Source organism: Candidatus Hydrogenedentota bacterium (genome assembly GCA_018005585.1).
GTDB lineage: Bacteria > Hydrogenedentota > Hydrogenedentia > Hydrogenedentales > JAGMZX01 > JAGMZX01.
On sequence record JAGMZX010000053.1, the window covers coordinates 1 to 14,425 of the forward strand.

Annotated in this window: 12 protein-coding genes; 8 read left to right on the plus strand and 4 right to left on the minus strand. The window is 63.5% G+C overall.

The window, feature by feature from the left end:
- From KA184_10810 to KA184_10825, 4 genes are all read right to left on the minus strand, one after another.
- Window positions 1-753 (minus strand): S-adenosylmethionine:tRNA ribosyltransferase-isomerase (locus KA184_10810; protein ID MBP8130056.1); only part of this gene is annotated, 753 nt, incomplete at its 3' end.
- A 688-nt stretch (window positions 754-1,441) separates the two neighbouring features.
- Window positions 1,442-2,416, minus strand: coding sequence for a DUF1559 domain-containing protein (locus KA184_10815; GenBank protein MBP8130057.1), 975 nt, complete (start codon window positions 2,414-2,416; stop codon window positions 1,442-1,444).
- A gap of 43 nt (window positions 2,417-2,459) precedes the next feature.
- Window positions 2,460-3,692, minus strand: a complete 1,233-nt coding sequence (locus KA184_10820) for a PQQ-like beta-propeller repeat protein (protein MBP8130058.1) — start codon at window positions 3,690-3,692, stop codon at window positions 2,460-2,462.
- Between the two features lie 248 nt (window positions 3,693-3,940).
- Window positions 3,941-4,330, minus strand: coding sequence for a hypothetical protein (locus KA184_10825; GenBank protein ID MBP8130059.1), 390 nt, complete (start codon window positions 4,328-4,330; stop codon window positions 3,941-3,943).
- A 354-nt stretch (window positions 4,331-4,684) separates the two neighbouring features.
- On the opposite strand from KA184_10825, the gene KA184_10830 reads away from it, so the two are divergent.
- From KA184_10830 to KA184_10865, 8 genes are all read left to right on the plus strand, one after another.
- Window positions 4,685-5,434, plus strand: a complete 750-nt coding sequence (locus KA184_10830; GenBank protein MBP8130060.1) for a hypothetical protein — start codon at window positions 4,685-4,687, stop codon at window positions 5,432-5,434.
- A gap of 516 nt (window positions 5,435-5,950) precedes the next feature.
- On the plus strand, window positions 5,951-7,270 hold the full coding sequence (locus KA184_10835; GenBank protein ID MBP8130061.1) for a hypothetical protein: 1,320 nt from the start codon (window positions 5,951-5,953) through the stop codon (window positions 7,268-7,270).
- The gene (locus KA184_10840; protein ID MBP8130062.1) at window positions 7,267-8,574 is read left to right on the plus strand and encodes a sigma-54-dependent Fis family transcriptional regulator; all 1,308 of its coding nucleotides are present in this window, start codon (window positions 7,267-7,269) and stop codon (window positions 8,572-8,574) included. The genes KA184_10835 and KA184_10840 overlap by 4 nt, the downstream gene beginning before the upstream one ends.
- A 224-nt stretch (window positions 8,575-8,798) precedes the next feature.
- Window positions 8,799-10,082, plus strand: a complete 1,284-nt coding sequence (locus tag KA184_10845; protein ID MBP8130063.1) for a PQQ-like beta-propeller repeat protein — start codon at window positions 8,799-8,801, stop codon at window positions 10,080-10,082.
- A gap of 34 nt (window positions 10,083-10,116) precedes the next feature.
- A complete protein-coding gene (locus KA184_10850) occupies window positions 10,117-11,556 on the plus strand; it encodes a PQQ-binding-like beta-propeller repeat protein (protein MBP8130064.1) in 1,440 nt (479 codons plus the stop codon).
- A 5-nt stretch (window positions 11,557-11,561) separates the two neighbouring features.
- A complete protein-coding gene (locus KA184_10855) occupies window positions 11,562-12,578 on the plus strand; it encodes an NHL repeat-containing protein (protein MBP8130065.1) in 1,017 nt (338 codons plus the stop codon).
- Window positions 12,579-12,609: 31 nt separating this feature from the next.
- Window positions 12,610-13,173, plus strand: a complete 564-nt coding sequence (locus tag KA184_10860; GenBank protein MBP8130066.1) for a ferredoxin — start codon at window positions 12,610-12,612, stop codon at window positions 13,171-13,173.
- Window positions 13,170-14,425: 4Fe-4S binding protein (locus KA184_10865; GenBank protein MBP8130067.1), on the plus strand; the 1,256-nt coding region annotated here is incomplete at its 3' end. The genes KA184_10860 and KA184_10865, both read left to right, overlap by 4 nt.

The window sequence follows — 14,425 nt, forward strand, 5'->3', positions numbered from 1 at the left end:
GGCCACGATGCGCCCGCCGCGGGCGCGCGCGTTGTTGAGGGCGTCCGCCGTCTCGGGCGGCAGCGCGAAGGGCTCCGGATCGACGGTGTGCGCGGCGAGTTCTCCGGCTGTGATCGGTTTGAACGTGCCGTAACCCACGTGCAGCGTCAGGTGCGCGCGCTGCACGCCCGCCGCGCTCAGCGCGGCAAACACCTGCGGCGTGAAATGCAGTCCGGCCGTCGGCGCGGCCACCGCGCCGGCAACTCTCGCATAGATTGTTTGGTATCGTTCCAGGTCTTCGGCTTCCGGCGTGGCGCGACGGATATACGGTGGCAACGGCACTTCGCCGGCCCGTTCCAGCAGGCGCAGCACGTCCGCGCGCGCGAACGTGACACGGCGCTGGCCCTCGGAAAGCACGTCTCCCACGCTGGCTTCCAAGCCGCCCGCAAGCTGGATGAGTGTGCCTGGCCGCACCCGTGCCGAAGGCCGCACCAGCGCCCGCCAGACGCCGGGCTCGTCCTCGTGCAGCAGGAACAACTCGACCGCGCCCCCGCTGGGCTTGCGGCCGCGCAGGCGCGCCCGGATAACCCGCGTGTCGTTGAGTACCAGACAATCCCCCGCGCGCAGATACCGAGCCAGGTTCCGAAAAACGTCTTCCTGGATTTGACCCGTAGCGCGGTCCAACACCAGCAGGCGGGATGTGTCCCGGCCGGGACTCGGATGCTGCGCGATGAGCGACTCAGGGAGTTCGTAGTCCAGTTCGGCGGTCTGCATATGCGCGGCAATGTACCGCCTTCTCGCGCCGCGGCGCAACACCAATGAATAAGAGTACTGTAAACCTCGTCAGTCTTTCATGCGTTCCTTAATATGTAGGAACGGAGTGATGGCGCGCTGAAGCGGTCGTCACGAAGTGCTAAAAACAAGTTAAATACGTTTGTTGTGAAAAGCAGCCCGATTTTTCCGCTGACAGCCGGAATGAAACCTCGGCATACGTTGTTTCGGGTACTGAGCGGCGATAGAGACCTGCGAGGGTCTGCATAGGCCGCAGCAGTAGAAACGGCCCTGGTGGCTTTGACCGGGGACGCCGGGGTGGAAGGGGACGAAGAAAGTTGAAGCATAGGGTACAGCCAGGTCTTCTTTGGAAGGCTTGCGTTGCGACCCTGCGTTGAAGCGGTAAGCGGCGGCAGTGGCCCCAGGACTCATTCGGCACCCATTACGGTTTACGCGGAGCCGTGGCAGGTCCCCACTTCCTCCCCCCTCCCCTTCCCCTGGCACGGCTCCGCCCTGCTACCCCTTACCCAAAAACGCGATGGAGCTATGGCAAGCACCCTCACTTCCTCCCCCTCTCCCTCCGCTGTCATGGCTCCTCGCCGTTTTTGGGGCTTTTTTTGCCAACGAAACTGAGCGTTCCCGTGGTCCTACGGAATCAAGAGGGCGCAACTCGCGGGAACGCCGTTCAGGTTCAGAAGAAGGCAGCCACCCGGGCAAAGCCGGGTGTCGCGGGAAATTCGACGGGGAAGCGGCGGAAATCGACGTGACCATCGAGAAACAGCGTATTCGCACCGCCGGGTATATGGTTGTACTGTGCGCGCCCGCTGGAATCGGCGGTGACGACGTCCCACATGACCGGCAGGGCGCTCTGTGCGTTGCTGGTGGCGGCGGGATTGTTGACGTCGGTGATGAGAAAGCGTTCGATGCCCTCGCGCAGACGATAGAGGACGGAACCGCACCCGTTCCCCGCGGCGGCGCCCGGCGGCAGCAGGGTGCGCAGCAAGGCATAGAGGCCGGGGTTGTCGATGTCCTTGTCCAATAGGTGGTCATTCAGCGGGTCCAAGTCGCCGAGCGGTCCCTGCAGGAACGGCGACCCGTCCTGGTAGGAAATGCAGGCCATCAGGTAGGCGACCTGCGCGGGAATCTCGGCGGAACCGCTGGCCCCGAGCATGACAGCGTCTAAGACCGGGTCCGTATTCTGCACTTTGTCGAAGACGAAGCCGTAATAGAGGTAGCTGGCGTCGGCATTGGAAGGAAGCCCGGTATAGACGCAGGCCCGACCCGGTTTCGATGCGAGGATGCCCAATGCGGCGCCTCCGCTGCTTTCCGGGTCCGAGGGGCACACCAGCACGTTCAGGTCGTTGAGGTACTCGGGGAATATCGCCTGGATGTGCGGGGCGAGTTCCGCAGCGCTGTCGCCCTCCGTGCAGCCGGGGGGCGGCGCCGCGCCCCAAGGTTCATCGCCGTGCACGCGGGGGAACCTGCCGTCCGATTCCCCCGCGTACATCTTGAAGACGAGGCCCATTTCCTTGAGGTTGTTCTGACAGGAGGCGCGGCGGGCGGATTCGCGGGCGCGCGCCAGCGCGGGCAGCAGGATAGCCGCGAGAATGCCAATGATGGCTATCACTACAAGCAGTTCAATCAGCGTGAAGCCGGTTCTGTCCATGTCGGAGTGCGGTCTCATGGCGCTGGCCGCCCATGCCGGGCGGTCACTCCTTAACGCGATACGCCAGCAGCGCATCGCCATGCCGGATATAGAGCAGGCCGTCCACGATGACGGGATGCGCCCAGTGGTTGCCGTCTCCTTCCGTGACCGTGAATTGTCCGGTGCGTTCAAAGCCGCCTGGCTGCGCCTTGACGAGGCTGACGACGCCGCGCTGCGGCCCTTCATAGACGTATAGCATGCCGTCCGCATAGATGGTGACGCCCTGACGCACCTCGCGGGTTTGCCACATTTCCTGGCCCGTGGCCATTTCCAGGCATACCAGCCTGCCTTTCTGGCTCGTGCCGTACAGATATCCATCGACGAGCACGACGCCGTGGTGCTGGCAATCGAGCGTCTGGTCGGTCCACTTGAGGGTTACGGAAGCCGCGTCCTCGGATAATTCGAGCGCGCCGCCGCCCGAACCATAGCCGCCGGAGTAGTAGACGAGCCCCTTGTCATAAATGGGCGTCACGGCGTGGATGTCGTATTCGGTCTCGTGGGGATGCGACCAGAGCAGAGCGCCCGTGCCGGGATTGACGCCGACAACGAACTTGGCCGTCTCCGTGAGCAGAATCCGGTGGCCGTTGTGCACCGCAATCGTGGGCGAACAGTACGAGGCCATGTCCTGGAGGCCTGTCGTAGCCCAGACCGTCTCGCCGGTATCCTTGTTGAGCGCGGCTATAAGGCCCAGCTTGCCGCCGGGCGTGCAGATCACGTTGTCGCCGTCGATGAGCAGCGACTCGGCGTAGTTCCAGGTCGTGTTTTCGGCCTGAAACCGGTCGAGCAGGTCCACTTGCCAGAGCACCGTCTTCCCGGCAAGGTCAACGCAGTAGACGACGCCGAGCCCCGACAGGATGTAAAGCCGGTCGTCTTCGATGGTCGGGGTTGAGCGGGGGCCCGGCGCCTGCGGATTCAACGTCTCCTTGCCATAGGGGATGTCGCCCGCGGCGCTCCCGTCCATGTGCAGCAAGAAGATGCGGCCCGTCTCGTCCGGAGTCATCCCGGACACATAGATCACACCGTTGGCGATGGACGGGGAGGAGTAGCCGGCGCCGAGACCGCGCGCGGTCCATGCGAGCGCCGGGCCGCCCTCCGGCCAGGACTTCAACAGTTGTTCACCCGCGAACTTTCCGTCGCCTTGCGGGCCGCGGAACCGGGGCGAGTCCTGAGCCAGGGAAACCGGACTGAGCGCTGCCAGAAAAGCAAGACAAGCGAGCGAGAATGGAAGAAACTTCATGAGAGACTCCGTCGTGTCTGCCGCAAACCACCACCTTGCCGCGCCGCGCCGGCGCCAAGGCGACCGATTATGGCAGCTAACCCATGAGATGGCAAATGAGCCCACCACAACACGCTGGTCTTGAGGCCGAAATGGTAACCGCCCGCGAGTGCGGGCGGCGAATCAAGAACACTGCTATGTATCCCCTCAAGCTACGCGATAAGACGATGGAAACCCGTTAGCCCGATACCACGGGCCACCAGTTGGGGTTACGGGAGAACAGGCACCGTATCACTGCCCGAGAACGTCTGGCCGTCCTTCAGGGTTCCTGCAAGGGTCAGTTCGACGGACGGCGGAGCCGCAATGCCTTTTACCTCGCCGATCTGGAACTTAGCGACGAAGTTGCCTTGCGCATCCGCTTTGGACCAAGCTATGGTGATGCCATCCAGCGTAACGGATGCCGACTGCACCGAGCCATAAGGCAGGTTGGTGTGGACCGTCACCCAAGCCGTGGAATTGGAGGAGAGCACGAGTGTCTGGGGCGAGACGGTGATTTCCGCCTCAACCTCGGCCCATATGTGGCCACCCGTACTCCCCAAGGCGATAACAAAAACCGACACAAATACTGCAAGAAGCGAACCGGCTAGTACCTTTCTCATAGTCACATCCTCCTGGTTGAAAGTTCACCGTGCAATAGGAAGCAACTTCTGTTCCACGAAAGAAGATGGGTTCTTTGATTGCGCCGCACCAGAGGCCAGACCGTTTCCCAGGACAATAAAAGCATATGGTTACGGGGCCTCCATGTCAGGATTCTCCGTTACGCGCTTTTCTTGGAGGCTATGCAAATTTTGCATAGCAGCCATTCGGGTTGCGCCAAGTTTGCAGACCATCCGGGATTTGCCCGGCAGAAAATCTGGCATTTAACTTGCTGTTCCTCGCTGCACCAACAAACGGGTAACAACTGCGAACCGGACAGGCGAATTGGCAAGCCGGTTCGGGAAAGGAAGGCGAAAATGACAAGAACCCACACGAGGATGACCGTATTGACAGCCGCGGTCAGCCTGGTTTTCCTGGCTGGATGCCCCGATGACCTGTTTGAACTCACAAAGGCCGCCTATGCGTTCGCGGACGACGACGGCGACGGGATTTGCGACACTTGCGGCCAAGGGGTTGACCTGGATGGCGACGGGGTCTGCGACAACTTCATCGATGAGGATGGGGACGGGATCTGCGATAACCGGCAATCGCATCGGCGCCTCGGTTGGAGGTCGGGCGGATACCAGTTCCGCGATGGCAATGGCGACGGCCTGTGCGACCAATGCAGCAGCGGCGCCGCGTATGGTGACGGCGTCTGCGGCAGTTTCGTGGATGAAGACGGCGACGGGCTTTGCGACAACCGTCAATCGCACATGCGCTTGGGCTTGGGACCGTATGGTTACCAGTATCGAGACGCCAACTACGATGGTCAGTGCGACCTCTGTGACGGTCACGATTCGAACAGTGACGGCGTTTGCGACAATTTCGTGGATGACGACGGCGATGGTGTCTGCGACCACAACAGGTCGCATATGCGATTTGGATGGGGTCCTCAAGGCTACCAGTTCCAGGACGGCAACGGCGACGGCATCTGCGACAGTTTTGTGGATGCGGACGGCGATGGTCTGTGCGACCGTGGAAACTCGCACGAGCAACATGGGAATGGCAACACCGGCGGTAATGGCGGCGGTAATGGTGGCGGTAATGGCGGCGGAGGAGGCAACTGACGCGCGCACGCGGCGAGAGTATCGAGCCGAGCATTCTCTGGTGAAAGGAATTGAAGTGATGAACGCTATGAATAAGGCGACCGTGGCCGCGGCTGCCATCTTTGCCGCGCTGCTGTTTGCAGCGATAGTCGTTGGTGCTGTGTCGGCGGACGCAGCAGACACGAACGCAAAAGACACCACACCTTGTGCGCCGCCCGAAACGAGGCCGAGCGTCCCGACGGACGACACCCTTGGTTGCAGGTACGCCGACGTCGATGATGATGGCGAGTGTGATAACCTCTGCATGCGGGGCGCGGGGCGCGGGTCCGGCGGTACGTGCAGGGATGCAAAACGCGGCCGCATCTGGGATAATGCGTTTGCTCAGGTGTGCCGCCAAGGCAACCGGCCATGTGGCGAGCGGCGCGGCGATGTGGCCGCGGACGGCGATGGCATTTGCGGCAATCACGGCAAGCGAGGGCGAGAGTGCCGACTTGGCTATCAACCAGGCGAATGCCAGAGGCGTGGACAAAGCAACCGGTGATCAGCAAACGTAACCTGAACTTCGTCTGGCTTGCGCTGGTGGCTGTTTTCATTGCGGCCGCCAGCGTTTATTCATTGTTCAGTTCCTATTCTTCGGAAATCCGGTCACACCGCACTGTGCTCTTGGAAAGAGGCCAGACCGTGCTGGACGCGCTCAAGGCGGGCCTCTTGGCGCATGGCCGCATGGGGCAGTATCGCGGCGAGCGCCTGGAAGTCATCTTCGAAGAACTGGCGCGAAATCCGAGTATCCTGGCCCTTGAACTGCGCGACCCCGATGGGGTGACCCTCGCATCGGGGGGGCAACAGGGGGAGATCAGCGGGACACTGCCCCAGCGGCCTCGCTTGGATGGCAACCGGGTCGTGCTGGCCAGCCATGTGGACCTATTGGCGGAGTGTGGTCACAGCCGCGCTGCGCACGACCAGCACGGCGGGGAGGACGGGGAGGATTGGACTCCGTTCATGAAAGGAGTCTACGTGCTGATTGCGGTGCTGGATGCAACGGAAGTGAACGAGGCCATCCGAAGGCATCAAGTCCAACTGGCCATCACGACAGCAGTCATTTCCTTGGCGTTGGGTCTGGGCGCACTGGCTGTCATCCTGTTGATCAAGCGTGCCGAATTGGCCGTTGCTTTGGCGCGGGAACGCGAGCGCGCCAAGCGCCAGGAACAAGTAGCCCATTTGGGCGCGGGGCTGGCCCACGAAACGAAGAACCCGCTCGGCATCGTTCGAGGCCTCGCGCAGTCCATAGGCAACTGTTCCAACCATCACTGCGCCATAAAAGACCGGGCTAAGGATATCGTGGACGAGGTGGACCGGGTTATCGGCGGCATCAACTCGTTTCTCCTGCTGGCGCGTCCGCAGGAGGCATCGCCGGCGCACGTTGAGTTGGACCGGTTTTTCAAGTCCTTTCTGCCCCTCCTGCAGATGGATTCTTCGGCTGCGGAAGTGGATGTCGTGTATACGCCCTGCGGACTGAGCGTCATGGCGGATGAAAGTCTGCTGCGACGCGCATTGCTGAACCTGATCCTGAACGCGCTTCGCGCGTCGAAGGCGCGCGAGTCCGTTCAGGTTTTCACTAAACGCGTGGATTCGGTGGTCTGCCTGCACGTGTCGGACGCGGGGTGTGGTATTGCCCCGGAGGATCTGCCGCGCGTTGCAGAACCCTATTTTACGCGGTTTTCGGGCGGTTCCGGGCTCGGACTTTCCATCGTGGACCAGATTGCCGCCGCGCATGGCTGGCGGTTGCGTATCGAGTCCTGCCTGGGAGAGGGCACCGATGCAATCCTGGAAGGCATTTCCATCGTGGACTCGCCATGACCACTGTTTGCTCCTGCATTGCCGTAGTGGATGACGAAAGGGCGCAACGCGAGTTGTTGGCCGCGGCGTTACATTCGGCGGGATACGCGACTGTGCTATGCGCGGACGGGCCCGAAGCGATCGCGGCCGCGCCGCAGTGCGACCTCATGCTGCTGGATGTGCGCATGCCAGGCATGACTGGGTTGGAAGTGCTGGACCGCGTCAAGTCGGAATATCCCGCTCTTCCCGTAATCCTGTTGACAGCCTATATAGACGTGCGGGACGCCGTGGCGGCCATAAAGGCGGGGGCGCTGGATTATCTCGAGAAGCCCGTGGATATCGATGAACTGGTTGCCGCGGTGGACGATGCCTTGGGCCATGCAGACCTTATGCCCCGGGCGGATATTTCACTGGACATACCGGCGCACCTCGTCGTAGAAAGCGCTGCCATGCGGGCAGTCCTGGAACAGGCGGCCCGGGTAGCCGACTCTGATGTAACGGTCCTTGTATTGGGCGAAAGCGGCGTGGGCAAGGAGGTCATTGCCAAGTTTATCCATAACGCAAGCAGCCGCAAATCAATGCCTATGGTGCGCGTGGATTGCGGGACCTTGCCGGAGAATCTGGTGGAAAGCGAGTTGTTTGGGCACGAGAAAGGCGCCTTTACGAGCGCGGAAACTCAACGCAGAGGACAATTCGAAATTGCCGGCGGCGGCACCATGTTTCTGGATGAGATTGGCGAACTCCCGTTGTCGATTCAGCCCAAGTTCTTGAACGTGCTCGAAACGGGATTGTTCCGAAGGGTCGGCGGCAATACCGAAATCGGCACCGATGTCCGTGTAATCGCGGCCACCAACCGCGAGCTGGAGGAAGATGTGCGTGCGGGCAGGTTTCGCGAGGACCTCTACTACCGGCTGAATGTGTTTCCTCTCAAGGTGCCGCCGCTGCGCGAACGGCCCGACGCCATCCTGCCGCTCGCGGACCACTTCTTGAAGAACCGCAAATTGCGCTTGTCCCCGGCGACGGAGCGTCTCCTCCGGGCGTATGACTGGCCCGGCAACGTGCGCGAGTTGCGGAATGCCATGGAACGTGCAGCCATCCTCGTGCATGGCTCGCTGATTCTGCCTGCCGACTTGCCGCCACAGCTCCAAAACGCGTCCGTTACGGCCAGACCGGGCAGCGTGCTCGTGGGAGATATGGACGAGATCCAGCGGCGCGCCATTCTGGAGGCGCTCGAGAAAACCAGCGGCAACAAGACTAGAGCCGCGGCGCTTCTCGGCATCAGCCGCCGCAACCTTATTTACAAACTCCGCGACTACGGTATGTAGTCTTGCTCTATCGCTCCCCACGGCTTTACGAAGCGCGTTGACCGCCTCTTCCTGCGCCGCGCATCGGCAAGCCGCCGCGGAATCGTTCACCCAACGCCGGTAACTGGTTCCTGATGACGCTCCGAGTAGTAACACTCAATCGAATAAGGCTATCATAGTTCCGCGGCCGGTTTGGGGAATGCCTCGAACATTCGTGATTTCGCATTTCCGGGAGGGACTGTGTAATGTCTCGATGCTTGTGTGTAGCGGCAGCGGCGTTGGCGGCGTGCGGGACGGGATCCCCATGGTGCGGCGCGGCGGACTGGCCGCAGATGGGCGGCCCCAACCGCGACTATGTCTCGCCGGAGACGGGTATCGCGCGTCACTGGCCGGAGGGCGGGCCGAGAGTGCTGTGGACGGTGGCGCTGGGCGCGGGCTATGGCGCGGCATCGGTACGGGACGGCGAAGTATATGTGCTGGACCGCGAAGGCGAAGCGCGGGATATCCTGCGATGTTTCGGTTTGGAGAGCGGAGCGGAGCTGTGGCAGTACGCTTATGATGCGCCGGGCAGCGTCAGCCATGACGGCTCGCGCACGGCGCCGACAATCGACGAGGAACATGTCTATTCCGTGGGTTTGACCGGGCGCATGACCTGCGTGGACCGCAAGACGCACGCGCCGGTCTGGTCAAGGGATCTGCTCGCGGATTTCGGGATTGAGCTTCCGGGCTGGGGCGTAGCGCAGGCGCCGTCCCTCTACAAGGACCTCGTCATCGTCGCGCCGCAGGCGCGGGACGCCTTTGTCGCGGCGTTCCGGAAGCACACCGGGGAACTCGTCTGGAAAACGGCTTCGCTCGGGCTGGTCGGCTATTCGACGCCGGTTATCCGCACGCTGGACGGCGTCGACCAGGCGATCATGGTGAGCGCGTGCGCGAAGGACGGCAGCGTAACGGGCAAGGTGGCCGGGATCGGCCTCGAAAACGGCGCCTTGCTCTGGGAGTACGACGGCTGGCACTGCTCGATTCCGATACCGTATGTGACGGCGTTGCCGGGCGACCGGTTGTTCATCACGGGCGGCTACGGCGCGGGCTCCGTGATGCTGCAGGTGAAGAAATGGGAATCGGGGTTCGTAATCAGCGAGCTTTTCAAGACGGACCGGTGCGGCAGCCAGATCCATCAGCCGCTGTTTTTCGAGGACCATCTTTACGTGAACAGCAATTCGAACGAGCGCGAAGACGGGATGATGTGTCTCGCGCCCGACGGCGAGGTCAAATGGAAGACCCGGTCGGACCGTTCGCTGCCACGCTTCGAGCGGGGCCCGCTGCTGCTGGCGGATGGATTGATCTTCAACCTGGACGGGCGGACGGGCGTGCTGCATCTGGTCGAGCCGTCGCCAGACGGATACAAGGAACTGGCGCGGGCGGAGGTCTTGGGGGGGAAGGAAATCTGGGCGCCCATGGCTTTGTCCGGGGGGCGTCTCATCATCCGTAGCCAGAGCGAGATGAAATGTCTCGATGTCCGCACGCCATGAGCGCGGTCGCGGTCAACCGGCGGGCTGTTCTCGCATGAAGAGGGGACCGTCCACGCTGGAACTTGCCGCGGCCGTCCTGATTGTTTCCGGGCTTGCCGCGGCGGCGGTTTTCTGGTCCTGGATGTCCCTGCCGTCCGTGGTGGAAGTCACGGTGCGCGTGCCGGGCGCGGATGGCGCCCCGCCGGAATCCTCGGGTACGGAAGCGGAGACGGACCTGGCTGGCCAGTTCCGTCAATTCGACGGGACGCCCGCGCAGATTTCGGGGGCTTGGCCGCGGTTTCGCGGGCCGGATTTCGACAACATCGTCAAGGACGGGATTCCGCTCAAGGACCGGTGGCCGGACGGCGAACCCCGCGAGGCGTGGCGTGTCGCGCTCGGGGAGGGGTACGCCGGCCCCGTGGTCTGGAATGGACGGGTCTACGTCCTCGATTATGATATGGAGGCGAAGGCGGACGCGGTCCGGTGCTTCTCGCTGGAGGATGGCCGCGAGATTTGGCGGCGCTCCTATTCGGTGGTCGTGAAGAAGAACCACGGCATGTCGCGCACGGTGCCAGCCGTCAGCGGCGACTACCTGGTCACGATGGGGCCGCGGTGCCATGTGGTGTGCCTGGACCCGGTTTCGGGGGCGTTTCGCTGGGGAATCGACCTGCAGCGCGACATCGGCGCGAATGAACCGCTGTGGTACACGGGTCAATGCCCATTGATCGACGGGAACGCCGTCGTGCTGGCGCCGGGCGCGCCGGATGCGCTGCTCATGGGTGTGGACTGCGCAACGGGCGCGCCGCTTTGGAAGACGCCGAACCCGAACGGGTGGACCATGTCGCATTCGTCCGTCATGCCCATGACGCTGCTGGGGCGGCGGATGTATGTCTATTGCGCGATTGGCGGGGCCGCAGGCGTCGCGGCGGACGGCGCGGACGCAGGCGCGCTGCTCTGGTCGTTTCCGTGGAATGCGCGCGTGGTCGCGCCGTCGCCCGTGGCGGTGGGCGAGGACCGCGTATTCCTGACCGCGGGCTACGGCGAGGGGGGGGTGATGCTGCGAATCAAGGATGTCAACGGCGCTTACGTTCCGGAAGTCCAATACAAACACGGGCCGAAGGACGGCCTGGCGTCGGAGCAGCAGACGCCCATCTATCATGATGGCCTGCTATACGGCATAATGCCAAAGGACGCGGGCGCGCTGCGTTCTCAGTTCGTGTGTTACGAGCCGGACGGCGCGCTGGTGTGGTCGAGCGGGCAGGCCCACCGCTTTGGTCTCGGCCCGTTCGTGCTGGCCGACGGCAAGTTCTTTGTGCTGAGCGATGAGGGCGAACTGACGATGCTGCGCGTAAGCAAATCGGGCTACGAGGAACTCGGCAAGGCGCGCGTGCTGACCGGGCACGATGCGTGGGGCCCGCTTGCGGTGGCGGGCGGGCGCATGCTGTTGCGAGACCTGTCGCAGATGGTCTGCGTTGTGGTTGGAACGGAGGGCTAGAATCCGTGGAAGACACGTCGAAACGGCTCATCCCCGCATGGGTGTGGACCATTCTGGCGCTTGCGGGCGTCGGGCTGGCGGCGGCATTCGCGTTGAGTGACCGCCGCCCCGAGCCCGGGCGGTCGCTCGAATACGATGTGTCCGGCTACGCGCGCGTGGACGCGTCGCGGGTCTGCTTTCATGAGGTGGCGCGGCAGGCATTGAAACTCGAAGCGCCCCGCGCGCTGTGCGCGGACGCGGACGGACGCGTTTTCGTGGCGGGCCGCGACGCCGTGGTTGCCCTGGACCGGGACGGAAACGAGACGGCGCGATATGCCGTTCCCGGCACGCCGGAATGCCTCGCCAGCGGCGCGGATGGGCGGCTTTACGTGGGCATGCAGCGTTACATCCTCGTGCTGGACGGGCAGGGCAAAGAGATGAGCCGGTGGCAAGACCTGGGCGGCCGCGCCTGGCTGACGTCGCTGGCCGCCGGCGAGGATTATGTCTACGCGGCGGATGCGGGCAACCGCGTCGTGCTGGTATTCGACCATGCGGGCACTATCACCGGCCGTATCGGCGAACGCGACCCGGAAACCGGCGCGCCCGGCTTCGTCGTGCCCAGTCCCTATTTCGACGTGATGCTCGATGCATCGGGCGCGTTGTGGGTGGTGAATCCCGGAAAGCACGGCATCGAGCACTATCGTCCCGACGGAACGCTCGTCAGCGCCTGGTATAAGCCGGGCATGGGCCTTGAGGAGTTCAGCGGCTGCTGCAACCCGGTTCACGCGGCCATCCGGAGCGACGGTTCGCTCGTGACGATGGAGAAAGGGCTGAACCGCGTCAAATTGTACGCGCCGGACCGGTCCCTGGCGGGCGTGGTGGCGGCGTCCAGCGGGCTTTCTCTTTCGGCCGCGGCGGGGCAGTCCTGTGAGGAGGATTGCCCCGTGAAAGACCTTGCGGTGGACTCGGACGGGCGGGTGTTGCTGTTGCATGGGAAGCGGAATGAACTGATTGTTTTTGAGCAGAACGGCGGTTCTGCCTGACGGGAAGAATTGCCGTTGCCGGAGAGATTTCATGGGTAACGAACGAGGCGTGGGCAGGCGCGAATTCATGCGGGCAGCCGCGGCCGTGGCGATCGGCGGGGGCGCGGCGCTGGCGGCGCGCTCCAGCGGCAGCGTCACGGTCTGGCAGATTGACCCCGCGAAGTGCACGCAGTGCGGACGCTGCGCGACGAATTGCGTGCTGAATCCGTCGGCGGTCAAGTGCGTGCACTCATATGAGATTTGCGGCTATTGCGACTTGTGCGGCGCGTATCTGCAACCCGGCGCGAAGACGCAGGACACGGGCGCGGAAAACGAATTGTGCCCGGTGGCCGCGCTTCGGCGGACCTTTATCGAGGAGCCGTTCTATCAATACACGATTGACGAGCCTCTCTGCATCGGCTGCGGCAAGTGCGTGAAAGGCTGCGGCCAGTTCGGCAACGGCTCGCTGTACCTGCAAATCAAGCGCGACCTCTGCGTGAACTGCAATGAGTGCTCGATTGCGCGGAACTGTCCGTCCAGCGCCATTTCGCGGGTGCCCCTGAGCAAGGGATACCTGCTGAAACGCGGCGCCGGCGCGCCGGAGTCCGCCGGATGACGCTGCGCGTTGCGGCCGTGTGCGGATGCATTGCCCTGTTCGCGGCGTGGGCGGGCGCGGCGGAGTTTCGCTTCCCCATGCCGGAATTCAGTTCGGGCTACGAGCGGCCCGCCATGCACACGCCGCCCCCGGCACTGATTCCGCTGGGGGTAGACCTCGCCCTCTTCGCGGGCACGCTCGCAGTGACCGGCTATGCGGTGCTGCGCCGCAGATCGCGCGGGATGGTGCTCGCGGTGGCGGTCTTTTCTGTCGCGTATTTCGGGTTCTATCGCAAGGGTTGCGTCTGCTCCGTCGGTTCGATTCAGAACGTGCTCAACGCCTTTATAGGCGATGGCGCGCCTGTTCCGCTTGTTGTTGCGGTGTTCTTCGCCCTGCCAGTCCTTGTCGCGCTGTATTTCGGGCGCATCTTCTGCGCTGCGGTGTGCCCGCTCGGCGCGGTCCAGGAACTCTGCGCCGTGCGCCCGGCGCAGGTGCCGCGCCCGGTCGAAACCGTGCTGGGGACGCTTGCGCACGCATATCTGGGCATCACGGTCGTGGGCATTGTCACGGGCTCCGGCTTCTTGGTCTGCCGCTACGACCCATTCATCGGGTTCTTCCGGCAGGGTGGCAGTTTTAACATGCTCATGGCGGGCGGCATCCTGCTTGTCCTTGGCGCCGTTATCGCGCGGCCCTATTGCCGGTTTCTGTGTCCGTACGGCGTGCTCCTGCGCTGGGCGTCCCTGTTCTCGCGCTGGCATGCCTCGATTACGCCCGCGGCCTGCATTCAGTGCCGTCTGTGCGAGACGGCGTGCCCCTACAATGCGATTGAGGCGCCGGCCCCTGAAACGGTGACAGAAACGCGCCGCGCGGGCAAACGCCGCGTCGCCGCCGTGCTGCTGGCCGCGCCAGCCGCGGTCTTGGTCGCGGCTCTTGCCGGAATGATGGCGCACGGTTACCTGGCGCGCCTGCATCCGACAGTGTGGCTGGCGGAACGAGTGGCGGCGGAGAACCGGGGGCAGGTTTTCGAGTCCTCGATCGAAACCGACGCGTTTCGCGCGAGCCTGAAACCGGAGCAGGAGCTATACGCGGAGGCGGAAGCCGTGCGCGCGCGGTTCAGGACCGCCAGCGCGGGTTTCGGCGCGTTTCTGGGCCTGGTGTTTTGCGCGCGCGTCTTGCGCATGTCGGTGGTGCGGAAGTCGCGGGACTACGCGGCCGACCGCGGCGCGTGCCTGAGCTGTGCCCGGTGTTTCGCCTATTGCCCCGTGGAGAAAAA

What these genes read in the sequence shown, in the direction of transcription:
- KA184_10860 (MBP8130066.1), top strand. Translation starts at nt 12,610, where the DNA reads ATGGGTAACGAACGAGGCGTGGGCAGGCGCGAATTCATGCGGGCAGCC.
- KA184_10845 (MBP8130063.1), top strand. Translation starts at nt 8,799, where the DNA reads ATGTCTCGATGCTTGTGTGTAGCGGCAGCGGCGTTGGCGGCGTGCGGG.
- KA184_10830 (MBP8130060.1), top strand. Translation starts at nt 4,685, where the DNA reads ATGACAAGAACCCACACGAGGATGACCGTATTGACAGCCGCGGTCAGC.
- KA184_10815 (MBP8130057.1), bottom strand. Translation starts at nt 2,416, where the DNA reads ATGGACAGAACCGGCTTCACGCTGATTGAACTGCTTGTAGTGATAGCC.
- KA184_10840 (MBP8130062.1), top strand. Translation starts at nt 7,267, where the DNA reads ATGACCACTGTTTGCTCCTGCATTGCCGTAGTGGATGACGAAAGGGCG.
- KA184_10850 (MBP8130064.1), top strand. Translation starts at nt 10,117, where the DNA reads ATGAAGAGGGGACCGTCCACGCTGGAACTTGCCGCGGCCGTCCTGATT.
- KA184_10820 (MBP8130058.1), bottom strand. Translation starts at nt 3,692, where the DNA reads ATGAAGTTTCTTCCATTCTCGCTCGCTTGTCTTGCTTTTCTGGCAGCG.
- KA184_10825 (MBP8130059.1), bottom strand. Translation starts at nt 4,330, where the DNA reads ATGAGAAAGGTACTAGCCGGTTCGCTTCTTGCAGTATTTGTGTCGGTT.